This window comes from Luteimonas padinae, from assembly GCF_014652935.1.
Classification (GTDB): domain Bacteria; phylum Pseudomonadota; class Gammaproteobacteria; order Xanthomonadales; family Xanthomonadaceae; genus Luteimonas; species Luteimonas padinae.
In genome coordinates, this window is sequence record NZ_BMZT01000007.1 from 1 (window position 1) to 14,284 (window position 14,284).

The 14,284-nt window shown below is 71.4% G+C and carries 15 protein-coding genes and 1 pseudogene; 6 read left to right on the plus strand and 10 right to left on the minus strand.

Annotated features, from left to right (window positions below; all coding sequences use genetic code 11):
• Nucleotides 1-230: 230 nt before the first annotated feature.
• From IE168_RS09025 to IE168_RS09050, 6 genes and pseudogenes are all read right to left on the minus strand, one after another.
• Nucleotides 231-677: an FKBP-type peptidyl-prolyl cis-trans isomerase gene (locus IE168_RS09025; RefSeq protein ID WP_189497431.1), complete on the minus strand. Its 447-nt coding sequence runs from the start codon at nt 675-677 to the stop codon at nt 231-233.
• 42 nt (nt 678-719) lie between these two features.
• On the minus strand, nt 720-1,259 hold the full coding sequence (locus tag IE168_RS09030; RefSeq protein ID WP_189497433.1) for a YaeQ family protein: 540 nt from the start codon (nt 1,257-1,259) through the stop codon (nt 720-722).
• 4 nt (nt 1,260-1,263) lie between these two features.
• Complete coding sequence (locus IE168_RS09035) at nt 1,264-2,004, minus strand: endonuclease/exonuclease/phosphatase family protein (protein WP_189497805.1); 741 nt, start codon at nt 2,002-2,004, stop codon at nt 1,264-1,266.
• Nucleotides 2,005-2,083: 79 nt separating this feature from the next.
• Nucleotides 2,084-2,941 (minus strand): thiol:disulfide interchange protein DsbA/DsbL, encoded by an 858-nt coding sequence (locus IE168_RS09040; protein WP_189497435.1) that lies wholly within the window; start codon nt 2,939-2,941, stop codon nt 2,084-2,086.
• A gap of 32 nt (nt 2,942-2,973) precedes the next feature.
• Entirely contained in the window at nt 2,974-3,624 is a 651-nt protein-coding gene (locus IE168_RS09045; RefSeq protein ID WP_189497437.1) for a thiol:disulfide interchange protein DsbA/DsbL, read from the minus strand.
• Between the two features lie 263 nt (nt 3,625-3,887).
• A pseudogene (locus IE168_RS09050) lies at nt 3,888-4,694 on the minus strand (c-type cytochrome); the annotation flags it as partial.
• 121 nt (nt 4,695-4,815) lie between these two features.
• Between IE168_RS09050 and yihA the strand changes: the two are divergent.
• From yihA to IE168_RS09070, 4 genes are all read left to right on the plus strand, one after another.
• Nucleotides 4,816-5,430 (plus strand): ribosome biogenesis GTP-binding protein YihA/YsxC, encoded by a 615-nt coding sequence (yihA, locus tag IE168_RS09055; protein WP_189497441.1) that lies wholly within the window; start codon nt 4,816-4,818, stop codon nt 5,428-5,430.
• A 222-nt stretch (nt 5,431-5,652) separates the two neighbouring features.
• A complete protein-coding gene (locus IE168_RS09060; protein ID WP_189497443.1) occupies nt 5,653-7,032 on the plus strand; it encodes a glutamate--cysteine ligase in 1,380 nt (459 codons plus the stop codon).
• A gap of 265 nt (nt 7,033-7,297) precedes the next feature.
• Nucleotides 7,298-10,162, plus strand: a complete 2,865-nt coding sequence (gene ppc, locus IE168_RS09065) for a phosphoenolpyruvate carboxylase (protein WP_189497445.1) — start codon at nt 7,298-7,300, stop codon at nt 10,160-10,162.
• Between the two features lie 116 nt (nt 10,163-10,278).
• Entirely contained in the window at nt 10,279-10,911 is a 633-nt protein-coding gene (locus IE168_RS09070) for a glutathione S-transferase family protein (RefSeq protein WP_189497447.1), read from the plus strand.
• Nucleotides 10,912-10,969: 58 nt separating this feature from the next.
• Here IE168_RS09070 and IE168_RS09075 read toward each other — a convergent pair whose 3' ends face one another.
• A complete protein-coding gene (locus IE168_RS09075; RefSeq protein ID WP_189497450.1) occupies nt 10,970-11,542 on the minus strand; it encodes an NADPH-dependent FMN reductase in 573 nt (190 codons plus the stop codon).
• 69 nt (nt 11,543-11,611) lie between these two features.
• Between IE168_RS09075 and IE168_RS09080 the strand changes: the two genes are divergently transcribed.
• Entirely contained in the window at nt 11,612-11,950 is a 339-nt protein-coding gene (locus IE168_RS09080; RefSeq protein ID WP_189497452.1) for a hypothetical protein, read from the plus strand.
• A gap of 57 nt (nt 11,951-12,007) precedes the next feature.
• On the opposite strand, the gene IE168_RS09085 is transcribed toward IE168_RS09080, so the two are convergent.
• From IE168_RS09085 to IE168_RS09095, 3 genes are all read right to left on the minus strand, one after another.
• The gene (locus IE168_RS09085; protein ID WP_189497453.1) at nt 12,008-12,361 is read right to left on the minus strand and encodes a winged helix-turn-helix domain-containing protein; all 354 of its coding nucleotides are present in this window, start codon (nt 12,359-12,361) and stop codon (nt 12,008-12,010) included.
• Between the two features lie 133 nt (nt 12,362-12,494).
• A complete protein-coding gene (locus IE168_RS09090) occupies nt 12,495-12,836 on the minus strand; it encodes a TfoX/Sxy family protein (protein WP_189497455.1) in 342 nt (113 codons plus the stop codon).
• Between the two features lie 26 nt (nt 12,837-12,862).
• Complete coding sequence (locus IE168_RS09095; RefSeq protein ID WP_268245206.1) at nt 12,863-13,312, minus strand: winged helix-turn-helix transcriptional regulator; 450 nt, start codon at nt 13,310-13,312, stop codon at nt 12,863-12,865.
• A 71-nt stretch (nt 13,313-13,383) separates the two neighbouring features.
• Here IE168_RS09095 and IE168_RS09100 point away from each other — a divergent pair, with 71 nt between their 5' ends.
• Nucleotides 13,384-14,229 carry an SDR family oxidoreductase gene (locus IE168_RS09100; RefSeq protein ID WP_189497458.1) on the plus strand — a complete coding sequence of 282 codons (846 nt, stop codon included), beginning with the start codon at nt 13,384-13,386 and terminating at the stop codon, nt 14,227-14,229.
• Nucleotides 14,230-14,284: the final 55 nt, after the last annotated feature.

A 14,284-nucleotide genomic window follows, 5' to 3' on the forward strand; every position in this document is an offset into this window, starting at 1 on the left:
GCTATAGCTGCGACTGACACTACGATCAGCCAGCCAAGAGCAACGTGGTCAATCTTGCGAGAAATCGCCATGCGGCCTAACACTAAGTAAGCCTCAAAAATGAGGCGGTAAAAGAGATGTTGTCGGACAAAAGCCCGGAAATGAAGCGGTAACGCTTACCGCCCCGAAACTGCCGGTATGCACCTGGCACGCCAGCAGGCCCCGAATCCCGCAGCCCCTGGTCCCGCCGCTTACCGACGAATATCCAACAACTCCACCTCGAACACCAGCGAGGCCCCCGGCGGGATCACGCCGCCCGCGCCTTTTTTGCCATAGCCCAGATCCGCCGGGATCAGCAGTTCGCGCTTGCCGCCCACCCGCATCCCGGCCACGCCTTCATCCCATCCCCGGATCACCCTGCCCGCGCCCAGCATGAAGACGAACGGCTGTCCGCGGTCCACGGAGCTGTCGAATTTCGCGCCGCGCCTGTCGGCGGCCTTCGCGTCGTACAGCCAGCCCGTGTAGTGCACGCTGACTTCATCGCCGGCTTTGGCGGGGTCGCCGCGGCCTTCGACCACGTCGATGCGCTGGAATTCGCCGACGTCACCGCCGGTGTAGGGCGGCGGGGCCTTGCCGCAGGCAGCGAGTGCGAACAGGCAGGCAAGCGCCGCGGCGGCGCGGCTCGGGCGGTGGGTCATGCGGGGCGACTCCGTCGAATGAAGCCGCGAGGGTAGCCCGGCTCAGGCGGCGATGCGCACGTCCGGCCGCACCGCCAGGCTGCCGCGGTCGCCCATCAGCTGCAGTTCGCCGTCCTGCACCAGCACGTTCAGGCGCATGCCGCGCTCGCCCAGGGCGGCCAGCTGCTCCGGCACGTCCGGCGGCAGCGAGAGCACGGTGAGGTTCTTCAGCCGCGACAGGGTGCCGGCGTTCTTCTCCCACCAGAGGTCGGAGGCGCGGCCGCCGTAGTTCAGCACCACCACCTTGCGCGCGCGGGCGCTGGCCTTGCGGATGCGCGATTCGTCGGGGTGCCCGAGCTCGATCCACAGCTCGACGTCGCCGGTGTAGTCGCGCTTCCACAGCGCCGGCTCGTCCTCGTCGCTCAGGCCGCGGCCGAACTCCAGGCGTTCGTCGGCGTACAGGGCGAAGGCCAGCAGGCGCACCATCAGGCGCTCGTCGGTTTCCGACGGATGCTGCGCCAGCACGAGGTTGTGGGTGGCGTAGTAGTGCCGATCCATGTCGCTGATCTGCAGCTCGGCCTTGACGACGGTGGACTTGGGCATGGGCTCAGCGTTTGAGGGCGGCGGGCGGCACGTCGAGTTCCACCGACAGCGCCAGGTGGTCGGAGAACGCGGCGGGAAAGGCCTGCATGTCGCGGCAGCCCAGGCCGTCGCTCACCAGGATGTGGTCGATCGCCTTTTGCGGCTTCCAGCTCGGGAAGGTGTGCACCATGCACGCCGGCGGCTGCAGGCGGGTCTGGCGGAACAGGCTGGCCATCTCGGGGCGGTCGACAGTGCAGTTGAAGTCGCCCATCAGCACGGCATGCGGGGTGTCGGCCAGCAGTTCGGCGATGAACGACAGCTGCGAGGCGCGCGACTGCGCGCCCAGCGAAAGGTGGGCCACAGCGATGGTCAGGCCGTCGTCGCCTTCGCCGAACTTCGCCACCAGCACGCCGCGGCCGGAGATGCGGCCGGGCAGGGCATGCACGGCGATGTCCAGCGGTTCGAACTTGCTCAGCAGGCCGTTGGCGCTGGAGGCGAACTGGCCCACGCGCCGGTTGGGCTGGTGGGTCCAGTAGTCGAAGCCGCCCCGCTCGGCGAGGTAGTGGGTCTGGTTGGTGAACCCGGAGCGCCAGCTGCCCGGATCGGCTTCCTGCAGGCCGACGATGTCGTGGCGGCCGGCCAGCTGGGCGATGGCGTCGAGCATGCCGCGCTTGTTGCCCATCGGCAGCACGTGCGACCAGCTGCGGGTGGCGTAGTCGCTGTAGCGGCGGGTGCTGGAGCCGGCCTGGATGTTGGCGCTGAGCAGCTTCAGCCGCTGCGCGACGCCGTCGGCGCCGGCAGCGGGTTCGGGCGCGGCCTGGTCGGCGCGCGCCCGCTGGCCGGGATCAGAGGCTGCCACCGGCCTGGGTCGCGGCGCGCTCGCGCACGATCAGCTGGTCGGTGATGCGCAGGATGTCCTCGAGGCTGCGGCCGCGCACGCGGTACTTGCCGTTCACCACCACGGTCGGGGTGGCGTCGATGCCGCTGCGCGCCATGAACTGGCGGGTGCGCGCGATCTGGGCCTTCACCGCGAAGCTGTCGATGGTGCCCTTGAGCTGGGAGGCGTTGGCGCCGTGCCTGGCCATGACGGCGATGATCTCGTCGGCGCTGGCGTTCGGGCGCAGGCTGCGCTCGATGTGCATGGCGTTGAACAGGGGGGTGTGCACGCGGTCGATCACGCCGGTGGCCTCGGCGGCGAAGAAGGCCGGGCCGAAGTTGTCCTGGTCGCTGAAGGCGGCCGGCAGCATGGTGAAGCGGACGTCGGACGGCAGGCGCTTCTTCCAGGCGCCGACCAGCGGGTCGAACGCCGCGCAGTGGCCGCAGGAATAGGCGAACACCTCGACCACTTCCACCTGGCCGTTGAGCGGGGCGAAGGGCTGGCCGCCGGGGATCTCGACGTAGTCGGTGCCGGGGACCAGGGCCGGGCCCTGGGCGGCGGCCTGCGCTGCGGCGGCGACCGCGGCTTCGGCGGCAGGGTCGGCCGGTGCGGCAGCGGGTGCGCCATCGGTCGTTCCGGCGGCCGGGGCCTCGCTGCCGTCGACGGCAGGCGCGGCGGTGCCGACGGGCTCGTCGGCCACCGGGGCGGCCGCTTCGGCCGGTGCGGCCGGGGCCGGCGCGGCGTCGGGCGTCGCGGGCGTTTCGCCGCCGCCGCAGGCGACGAGCATCAGGCTCAGGAGCAGGGGGGCGAGGAGGCGCTTGGTCATGGTGTGCACTCGTTGTGTTGCGGATGCGGGAATCAGCGGGTGCCGGCAGCGCGCTCGCGCGCGACCAGCAGGTCGGTGATGCGGAGCAGGTCGCCGTAGCTGCGGCCGATGACGCGGTAGCGGCCGTTCACGATCATCGTCGGCGTGGCCTCCACGCCCGACGCCATCATGAAGTCGCGCGCGGCTTCCATGCGTGCGTCGGTCTCCGGCGAACGCATCGCCGCGAGCACCTGCGCGCGGTCGAGGCCGAAGCCGGCGTACAGCGCGGCGTATTCGTCCACCGAGGCGCCGCGCGCCGGCAGCGACTGCTCGACGTGGATGGCGCGGAAGGTGGGTTCATGCGTCTTCGACAGTGCGCCCAGCGATTCCGCGGCGAAGTATGCGCGCGCGCCGGCGTCGTTCTGCGTGAACGCGCCGGGCAGGTAGCGGAAGGCGACGTCGGCGGGCAGGTCGCGCTGCCAGCGGCCGACCATCGGCTGGAAGTCGTTGCAGGCGTGGCACCAGTAGGCGAACACCTCCACCACTTCGACCTTGCCGGGTTCGAACTTCAGCGGCTGTCCGCCGGGAATCACCACGTAGTCGTGGCCCTCGACCAGGCCGTCGCCGGCGCGCGCGGCCGCGGGCAGCCAGGCCAGGGCGGCGAAGGCGAGGACGAGCAGGGCGGCGGACAGTCGCTGGATCATCGGCAGTGGGCCTCGACGGAAACGAAAGCGCCGGCACAGGGGCCTGGCCGGCGCTGCGGGTCACGCATTGTGCAGGGCGCCGGCGGTCGGCTGCCGGACCCGGGTCACGGAGCCTGCTGGACGTCCGTCGCCGGGGCGGTGGCGTCTTCGGCCGGGGCCGGCGCGGCGCCCTCGCTGCCTTCGGTGCCTTCCACGGCGTCCGTCCCTTCGGCCGGCGCGGTGCCTTCGGCGGCGGCGTCGGCCGGCGCGGCCTCGGCGGCCGGCGCGGGGGCAGCCGCCGGCATCGCGGCGATCGCGGCCAGGGTGGCGGCGTCGGGACGCTGGTGCAGGCCCTGCATGTAGCTCGACAGGGCGCCGATCTCTTCGTCGGTCAGATGGCTGGCGATCGAGGCCATGATGTCGAACATGCCGGTGTCGCGCTCGGTGGTGGTGCCGGCGCGGTATTCCTGCAGGCGGCGCGCGGTGTACCAGGACTGCTGGCCGCCGACGAGCGGGTAGGGCGGGCCCGGGTTGCCGGCGCCAGTGGGGCCGTGGCAGGCCATGCAGGCCGGGATGCCGCGCTCGAAATCGCCCTGGCGGAACAGCTGCTGGCCGATTTCGTAGAACTTCATGCCTTCGTAGCGGCCTTCGGCGACCAGGGTGTCGTCGGCGATGCCGGCCGACTTCGCCTGGGTGGCGAAGTGGGCGCCGACGTCGCGCATGTCCTGCGCCGACAGCATCGAGGCGAAGGGCTGCATGATCGCGTTCGCGCGCTCGCCGCTCTTGAACAGCGCCAGCTGGCGGGCCAGGTAGGCCTCGCTCTGGCCGCCGATGTTCGGGTAGATCTCGGGGATGGTGCTCTTGCCGTCCAGGCCATGGCAGGCGGCGCAGGTGCCGGCCAGGGTGGCGCCGTTCTGGGCGTTGCCGGGGCGGGTCTTGGCGAGCTCGGCCAGGGCGTCGACGGACTCCAGCGGCAGGGTCTCGACCGGCTCGGCTTCCTCCAGCGGGGCGACCGTGGTCTGGGCGAAGGCGACGGTGCCGACCGCGAAGGCGGCGAAACCGGCGAGGAGGTAGCTGCGGGCGTGACGCATCTGGCTGGACTCCGGGGATCGGGATACCGGGCTGGCCCGGTCGCAAGGCCCGTCATTATCCGGCCCGGGCCTCGGGACGGTCAAACCCGCCGGCGGGGGCTTCCGTGCGATCCTGTGCGCCATGGCCAATCCCCTTGCCCGCGCCCAGTACATGCTGGCGGCGCACACTCCCCGCCAGCTGCCGCCCGACGGCGGCTTCGAAGTCGCGTTCGCGGGACGCTCCAACGCCGGCAAGTCCAGCGCGCTCAACGCCCTGTGCCAGCAGAACGCGCTGGCGCGGGTCTCGAAGACCCCCGGCCGGACCCAGCAGCTGGTGTATTTCGAACTGCCGCAGCACGAAGGCCGCTACCTGGTGGACCTGCCCGGCTACGGCTACGCCAAGGTGCCGATGGACCTGCGCGCGCACTGGCAGGCCTTCCTCGACAAGTATTTCCAGAGCCGCCAGGCCCTGCGCGGGCTGGTGGTGGTGATGGACATCCGCCACCCGCTGAAGGATTACGACCGCCACATGCTGGGTTACGCCGTGACCCGCGGCCTGCCGGCGCACGCGCTGCTGACCAAGGCCGACAAGCTTTCGCGCGGCGCGACCGCCGCCGCGGTGCAGGCGGTGAAGCGCGACCTGGCCAAGGATTATGGCGACACCGTGAGCGTGCAGGCGTTCTCGGGCGAGTCGAAGCTCGGCGTCGACCAGGCGCGCGGCGTGATCTGCAGCTGGCTGGAGATCGCGCCGGACTGAGTCCGCGCCGCGTCCGGGCGGCGATGGCGGCGGCGCCGTCGTCGCTGCTGCGATGCTGTCCGGGCGGTGGCATGCCGACTCCCTCATGGCGATTGTGGTGCTGGCGGCGACGCTGCAGCCCGGGAACGGGCCCGGTGCCGGCGCTTCCGGGCGATATAGTGGCCCGGCTGCGCCGGAGCTGACCGGCGACTCCCCATCCATACGCGCCGGCGAGCCTTCCACGTGTCCAGTCCCAGCACCCGCAACGATGCTCCGATCCGCTCGCGCGACGAACTCGTCGCCTACCTCGCCTCGGGCGGCAAGCCGCGCGCGGACTGGCGCATCGGCACCGAGCACGAGAAGTTCGGCTTCCGCCTGGACGACCTGCGGCCGCCGGAGTACGAGGGCGAGCGCGGCATCGGCGTGCTGCTCGAAGGCCTGGCGCGCTACGGCTGGGAGCCGGTGGCCGAACATGGCCGCGTGGTCGCGCTGACCAAGGATGGTGCCTCGGTCACGCTCGAGCCCGCCGGCCAGCTGGAGCTGTCGGGCGCGCCGCTGGAGACCATCCACGACACCTGCCGCGAAGTCGGCAGCCACCTGTTCGAGGTCAAGACGGTCGCCGACGACCTGCGCCTGGGCTTCCTCGGCATGGGCTTCCAGCCGAAGTGGGCGCGCGCGGACATGCCGTGGATGCCCAAGGACCGCTACCGGATCATGCGTGCCTACATGCCCAAGGTCGGCGACCTGGGCCTCGACATGATGACCCGCACCTGCACGGTGCAGGTCAACCTGGACTACGCCGACGAAGCGGACATGGCGAAGAAGTTCCGCGTCTCGCTGGCGCTGCAGCCGATCGCCACTGCGCTGTTCGCGGACTCGCCGTTCACCGAAGGCAAGCCCAACGGCTACCTCAGCTGGCGCTCGCACATCTGGACCGATACCGACCCCGACCGCACCGGCATGCTCGACTTCGTCTTCGAGGACGGCTTCGGCTACGAGCGCTACGTCGACTACCTGCTCGACGTGCCGATGTACTTCAGCTACCGCGACGGCGCGGACGGTCTCAAGACATACCACGACGCCAGCGGGCAGTCGTTCCGCGATTTCATGGCTGGCCGCCTGCCGGCGCTGCCGGGCGCGCTGCCGACGATGCAGGACTGGTCCGACCACATGACCACCGCCTTCCCGGAAGTGCGGATGAAGACCTTCCTCGAGATGCGCGGCGCCGACGGTGGTCCCTGGAACCGCATCTGCGCGCTGCCCGCCTTCTGGGTCGGCCTGCTGTACGACGACGCGTCATTGGACGCGGCCTGGGACCTGGTGAAGGACTTCACCCTCGCCGAGCGCCACGCCCTGCGCGACGGCGTACCCAGGCAGGCGCTGAAGCTGCCGTTCCGCGGCGGCACCGTGCGCGACCTCGCGCTGCGCGCACTGGAGATCTCCGCCGCCGGCCTGGCGCGACGCGACCGCCGCAACGAGCAGGACCAGGACGAGCGCCACTTCCTCGATCCGCTGATCGAATTCGCCCAGGCCAACGAAACGCCCGCCGAGCGCAAGCTCGCCCTGTTCCACGGCGAATGGGGCGGCGATATCGACCGCGTCTTTCGAGAGTTCGCGTACTGAGTCGAGGGCAAAAGCTTTGCCACGGATCACACGGATGGACGCGGATTTACACGGATAGAGCAAAAGCCCTTTGTATCTGTAGGAGCAGCTATAGCTGCGATCAAAGGCCGGCAGAACGCGACAGGCTGATCGTGGCCGTGAAGGTTGATCGCAGCTATAGCTGCTCCTGCAACGGCATCTGCTTTATCCGTGTAAATCCGCGTCCATCCGCGTAAATCCGTGGCAAAAATAACTCTTCCACACACGCCGGTATAGCCTCCGGAGCATGAGCATTCCTTCCGACAGTCGTGACGCACCGCTGCGCGAGCAGCTTGAATTTGCCGGGACCGATGCGCTGTTGCGCGATGACGTGCGCAGGCTCGGGGCGATGGTGGGGGAGATGCTGGCCGAGCAGGTGTCGCCGGCGCTGCTGGAGCAGGTCGAGGCGGTGCGGCGGGCGGCGATCGCGCGCCGCGAACGCGATGCGTCGGTGGATGCGCTGGCCGCGCAGCTGGCCGCGGTCTCGCCCGCGAATGCCGATGCGCTGGTGCGCGCGTTCTCGGCCTGGTTCGGCGCCATCAACCTGGCCGAGCGCGTGCACCGCATCCGCCGCCGCCGCGACCACCAGCGCAGCGACGAGGGCCCGCAGCCCGGCGGGCTGGAGGCGGTGCTCGCCGCGCTGCATGCCGACGGGGTGTCGCTCGACGAGCTGAAGGCGCTGCTGCCGCGGCTGTGGGTGGAGCCGGTGTTCACCGCGCATCCCACCGAAGCCGTGCGCCGCGCGCTGCTGGCCAAGGAGCGCGTGATCGTGGAGCGGCTGGTGGCCGACATCGACCGCACGCGCACGCCCGACGAGCGCCTGAGCGACGAGTCGCGCATCCGCCAGGCGCTGGCCACCACCTGGCAGACGTCCGAGGCGCCACCGCTCAAGCCCACCGTCACCGACGAGGTCGACCACATCGGCCACTACCTGGGTGTGCTGTTCCGGGTGCTGCCGGCGTTCTACGAGGTGTTCGCCGACGCGGTGGAGCAGGCCTGGGGCGAGCGCATCGCGCTGCCCGACGTGCTGCGCTTCGGCACCTGGGTCGGCGGCGACATGGACGGCAATCCCAACGTCGGCGCCGCGACCATCGAGGCCGCGCTGGCAGCGCAGCGCGCGCAGGTGATCGGGCAGTACCGCGAGGAGCTGCGCGCGCTGGGCCAGGTGCTGACGCAGACGCGTGACCGCGCCGGCGTCGATGCCGCGGTCGAGGCGCGGCTGGCGGAGTATCGCGAGCGGATGCCGGAGGCCGCGGCGCGGCTGCGTGCGCGCCAGGTGGACATGCCGTATCGCCAGCTGATGGAGCTGATGTCGGCGCGGCTGGAGGCGACGCTGGCCGGAGAGGGGCGACATGACGGCGACGCCGGCCGCGGCCCTGTCGATGGCGGCGACCGGGCCGCGGCCGCCTACGNCCGCGGCCCTGTCGATGGCGGCGACCGGGCCGCGGCCGCCTACGCCGGTGCGCCGGAGTTCCTCGCCGACCTCGACCTCATCGACGCCAGCCTCGCGGCCAACCGCGGCGAGCATGCCGGCCGCTTCGCGCTGCGCCGGCTGCGGCGGCGGGTGACGGGCTTCGGCTTCCATCTCGCCGCGCTCGACCTGCGCCAGGATTCGGCGATGCACGATGCCGCGCTGGGCGCGCTCGAAGGCATCGACGACTGGGCGGCGCAGCCGCTGGAGGAGCGGCTGTCCCGCCTGCACGCGCTGATCGGATCACCACGGCCTCGCGTGCCCGATGCCGAAGCCGCCGCCTCCACGCTCGAGGTCTTCCGCACGGTGAAGTCCGCGCGCCGGCGCTACGGCGGGAACGCCTTCGGCCCCTACATCGTCAGCATGAGCCGCAGCGCCGCCGATGCGCTGGCGGTGCTGGCGCTGGCGCGCATCGCCGGCTGCGTGGAGCAGGCGGACGGCGGCGCCGAAGCCGGTGGCGCACATGTGGGTGGCGGCGAAGTCCCGCTCGACGTCGCGCCGCTGTTCGAGACCGTCGACGACCTCGACGCCGCCGCCGGCGTGATGCGCGCGCTGTTCGACGACCCGGTCTACCGCCGCCACGTCGCGGCGCGCGGCGACCGCCAGATCGTCATGCTCGGCTACTCCGACAGCGCCAAGGACAGCGGACTCATGGCCTCGCGCTGGGCGCTGCAGCGCGCGCAGGTCGACCTGATGCGGCTGGCGCGCGAGGCCGGCGTGCGCCTGGTGTTCTTCCACGGCCGCGGCGGCTCGGTCAGCCGCGGCGGCGGCAAGACCGGACGCGCGATCATCGCCGCGCCGCGCGGCAGCGTCGACGGGCGCATGCGCGTGACCGAGCAGGGCGAGGTGATCCACCGCAAGTACGGCATCCGCGCGCTGGCGCTGCGCAACCTCGAGCAGATGACCGGCGCGGTGCTGCGCGCGAGCCTGCGGCCGCGGCCGGCCGAGCCGCGCGTGAGCGCCTGGCGCGCGATCGCCGACGGCCTGGCGGCGGACTCGCGCGCCTGCTACCGCGCGCTGGTGCACGACGACCCCGGCTTCGATGCCTACTTCCGCGCCGCCACGCCGGTGGACGTGATCGAGCGCCTGCAGATCGGCTCGCGGCCCTCGCGCCGGCGCGAAGGCGGCATCGCCAACCTGCGCGCGATCCCGTGGGTGTTCGCGTGGTCGCAGAACCGCTCCGGCCTGACCGGCTGGTACGGCGTGGGCCATGCGCTGGAGCGCGGCATCCAGTCGCATGGGCTCGACGCGATGGCGGAGATGGCGCGCGACTGGCCGTTCTTCGCCGCCATGCTCGATGACGTCGAGATGCTGCTGGCCAAGTCCGACCTCGACATCTTCGAGCGCTATTCGCAGCTGGCCGGCGACGCGCACGCCGCGTTCTTCCCCGGCATCGCCGCCGAGTTCGCGCGCACCCGCGACGCCATCCTCGCGATCAAGGGCGAAGACGACCTGCTGGCCGGCGACTACCGCCTGCGCCTGTCGATCCGCCTGCGCAATCCCTATGTCGATCCGATCAGCCTGCTGCAGGTGGAGCTGCTGCGGCGCTGGCGCGAAGGCGGCCGCGAAGACGGCACGCTGCTGCGTGCGCTGTTCGCGACCGTGAACGGCATCGCGGCGGGGATCCAGAACACCGGTTGAGCGCGGCAGCCTCCGTCCGCCGGGCGTGCCCGGCGTCGGACAGCCGGCCCGGGTATCCCGCGCAGCCGCGACGGGAGTAACGTGACCGTCCCGTCACCGGATCCGGACCGCCTGCCATGGCCGACAGCGAACTCGTCTTCCACACCAACCCGATGTCCCGCGGCCGGATCGTGCGCTGGATGCTGGAGGAGCTCGGCGTGGAATACCGCGCCGTGGTGCAGGAGTACGGCAAGGGCATGAAGTCGCCGGAGTACCTGGCGGTCAACCCGATGGGCAAGGTGCCGGCGCTGCAGCACCGCGGCATCGTGGTCACCGAGGCCGCCGCCATCTGCGCCTACCTGGCCGACGCCTTCCCGCAGGCCGGCCTGGCGCCGGCGCCGGACGATCCGCTGCGCGGGCCCTACCTGCGCTGGATGTTCTTCGCCGCGGGTCCGGTCGAGGCGGCGGTGACGGCGAATGCGCTGGGCCAGCTGCCGCCGCCGGAGAAGGCCGGCTTCGTCGGCTACGGCAGCTACGACCAGGTCATCCACGCGCTGGAGCAGGCCGCGGCGTCGGCCTCGCCCTGGCTGCTGGGCGAGCGCTTCAGCGCGGCCGATGTCTACGTCGGCAGCCAGGTCGATTTCGGCCGGGCGTTCAAGTCGATTCCCGATCGCCCCGCGTTCACCGCCTGGGCCGAGCGCCTGCGCGGGCGCGAGGCCTACCAGCGTGCGCGCGCCAGGGACGACGCGCTGATGCCGCAGCCGGGCTGAGGCGCGGCATCCTGCGGCCGCCATCCGGCATCGGCCCGGCGGCGGTCGCGCCCGGGCCTCAGGCCCCGCGCGGCAGCACCGTCAGCACGCGCGCGACGTGCTGGTGGAACTCCTCCATGTAGCCGGCGAGGAACTTCGCCGTGCCGGCATCGGCGATCTCGCCGGCATCGTTGATCATCCCGTCCTTGAACTGGATGTAGGCCTCGGGCGAGTTCATCTGCGGCGAGTTGAGGAAGCCGAGGATGCTGCGCAGGTGCTGCTGGCCCACCGCGGTGCCGATGGCGCCGGGTGAGGCGCCGATCACGCCGGACGGGATGTGCGCGAACGAGTTCTTGCCCCAGGGCCGGCTGGCCCAGTCGAGCGCGTTCTTCAGCGCGCCCGGGACGGAGCGGTTGTACTCGGGCGTGACGATCAGGATCGCGTCCGACGACTCGATCGCCTTCTTGAAGTCGCGCCCGACCTGCGGGTAGTCGGCGTCGTAGTCGTAGCTGTAGAGCGGCAGGTCCGCGAACGGGATCTCCTTGAACTTCAGCTGCTCCGGCGCGAGCTTGAACAGCGCGTTGGCGAGCTTGCGGTTGATCGACTCCTTGGCGAGGCTGCCGATCAGGTAGCCGACGTTGTAGGTCTTCATGGCGTGCTCCTGCTGGGGTGGGGGCCGGTCCCGGCGGGTGCCGGACGCGCAACGCCGAAGCATGGGCCTGTGCCTGTTAAGGCGGCGGCAGCGCGCGGGCCGGCGCCGTGGCGGCGCGCGGCCAAGCCGATGCTCGATGACGGCGCCATGGCGGGCCTGCTGGCCTTCACCGTGCCCGCGGACGGCCGTTACCCGGTGTCGATCACCACCGGGCACTGGATCGACGCGGTCGATGCCGGCGAAGTGTTGACGTCGGTCGACTTCCAGGGCCGCCGCGGCTGCCCGCTGGTGCACAGGATCGTCGAGTTCGACCTGCGCGCCGGGCGCGAGCTGGTGCTGCAGTTCGCCGGCGGTTCGGCCGGCGAGACCGGCCTGGTGATCACGCCGGTGTCGGCCACGGCGCGGTGATCCCGAGGGAGGCGCGAAGTGGCCGGCCCGGCGGTGTGCCGCGGCTTGTCGCGGGATTCAGCGCAGCCTGCGGTGCAGGCCCCGCACCTCGGCGTCCAGCGCCTCCGCCGCCTGCGCCTGGATGCGGCGGTAGCGCTCGATGACCTCTTCGCCCATGGCGGTGAGCTTCGCGCCGCCGCCGCCGGCGCCGCCCTTGGAGGTCTCGACCACCGGCGTGGCGAAGTGCCGGTTCATGGCATCGACCAGATCCCAGGCGCGCTTGTAGCTCATCTTCATGCGCCGCCCGGCGGCCGAGATCGAACCGGTGTCGCGCACGTGCTCCAGCAGGTCGACCTTGCCCGGCCCGATCACCAGTCCGGAGTCGAAGGCCACGCGGATCTGCAGGCGGGCGATCGGTTTTCTTGCAGGCATCGGATGACCGTCGAACGGATGGGCTGCCGGGATGATAGCCGGGCGCGAACGGAGCGCTGCCGCTACTGCGCCTCCCAGGACGCCACCAGCCCCGGCGGGTCGAGGTAGCGCGGGTGCAGCGACCAGAGACGCATCAGCGCCTTGCCCTGGCCTTGCGCGGCTTCTTCGGCTTCGGTTCGGGCATCAGCGCGGCGGTTTCGAGAAGCAGCCGGTGCAGCGCATCGGCATCGTCGAGCAGTTCATCGACCACCGGGTAGTCCTTGGCGCCGGGATACGGCGGCCGCTGCGGCAGGCCGGGGGCCAGCGTCGCCGCGGCCGCGGACGGTTTGACGAACAGGCTGTTGTCGCAGGCGAAGGCCACGACCTTGCCGTCCACGTAGAACGCGTACTCGCCGAACATCTTCCTGCGCGTCAGCCGTTCGCCGAGCCCGGCCTGCTCGGCGACGTAGTCGATGAAGTCCTGGTCGGTGGCCATGTGCTCCGGTCCTCGTAGGGGTGGCGCTACGGCAGCGGCCGGTCTTCGGCCACGTTCTCCCTGCTCCGCTGGTCCTGAACCTCCAGGATCCGCGGCAGGCTGTCCTCGATCCAGTCCGCCAGCGCCCGCACCTTCTCCGCGGCCTCCCGGCCCAGCGGCGTCAGCCGGTACTCCACGTGCGGCGGCACCACGTCGTAGGCGATCCGGTCGACCAGGCCGTCGCCCTCCAGCCACTGCAGGGTCTGCGCCAGCATCCGTTCGCTGACGCCGCCGATGGCGCGGCGCAGCTCGCTGAAGCGGTGGACGCGGGTCTCCAGCACGACCAGCACCAGCACGCCCCAGCGGCTGGTGACGTGCTTGAGCACCTCGCGCGAGGGGCAGGCGGCCGCGAGGAGTCTGCCCCGGCGCATCCGGCCGAGCAGGGCGGGGTCCTTGTCGATGGGCGGGGTGCCCGGGGCCTTTGCACTTACTTTCACGCGCGTACTTCCTGAAAGTTAGTGCAAATCCTACATTGGCCGCATCGCCCACATCAACGGAGCAAATACCCATGAAAATCGCAGTCACCGGCGCCACCGGCCAGCTTGGTCGCCTGCTCATCGAGCGCCTGCGCAGCAAGGTGCCGGCCACCGACATCGTCGCCCTGGCCCGCACGCCCGCGAAGGCCGCCGACCTCGGCGTGGAGGTGCGCGAAGCCGACTACGCGCGCCCTGAAACCCTGGACAAGGCCCTGGCCGGCATCGACACGCTGATGCTGATTTCCGGCAGCGAGGTCGGGCAGCGGGAAGCCCAGCACCGCAACCTCATCGAGGCCGCGAAGCAGGCCGGCGTCCGTCGCGTGGTCTACACCAGCCTGCTGCACGCGGACAGCTCGACCCTGGGGCTGGCGCCCGAGCACGTCGCCACCGAGGCCATGCTGCGCGAGTCCGGGCTGGCCACCGCCGTGCTGCGCAACGGCTGGTACACCGAGAACTACACCGCCGGCGCCGGCGCCGTGGTGGCCAACGGCGCCCTGATCGGCAGCGCGGGGCAGGGGCGGATCGCTTCGGCGACGCGCGCCGACTACGCCGATGCGGCGGTGACCGTGCTGACCACACCCGGCCACGACGGCCAGGTCTACGAGCTGGCCGGCGATACCGCCTACACGCTGGCCGAACTGGCCGCGGAGATCTCGCGCCAGTCCGGCAAGGACGTGCCCTACGTCGACCTGCCGCCCGCCGAGTACACCGCGGCGCTGGTCGCAGCGGGCGTGCCCGCGCCGTGGCCGGACGCGCTGCCGGCGATCGATGTCGAAGCCGGCAAGGGCGCGCTGTTCGATGACGGCCGCGTGCTGTCGACGCTGATCGGCCGGCCGACCACCTCGCTGGCGGACGCCGTGGCCGCGGCGCTGGCATAAGGCTGCGCATGCGGCACTCGGGCACACTCGCGATCCATGACTGACGGACCGGTGA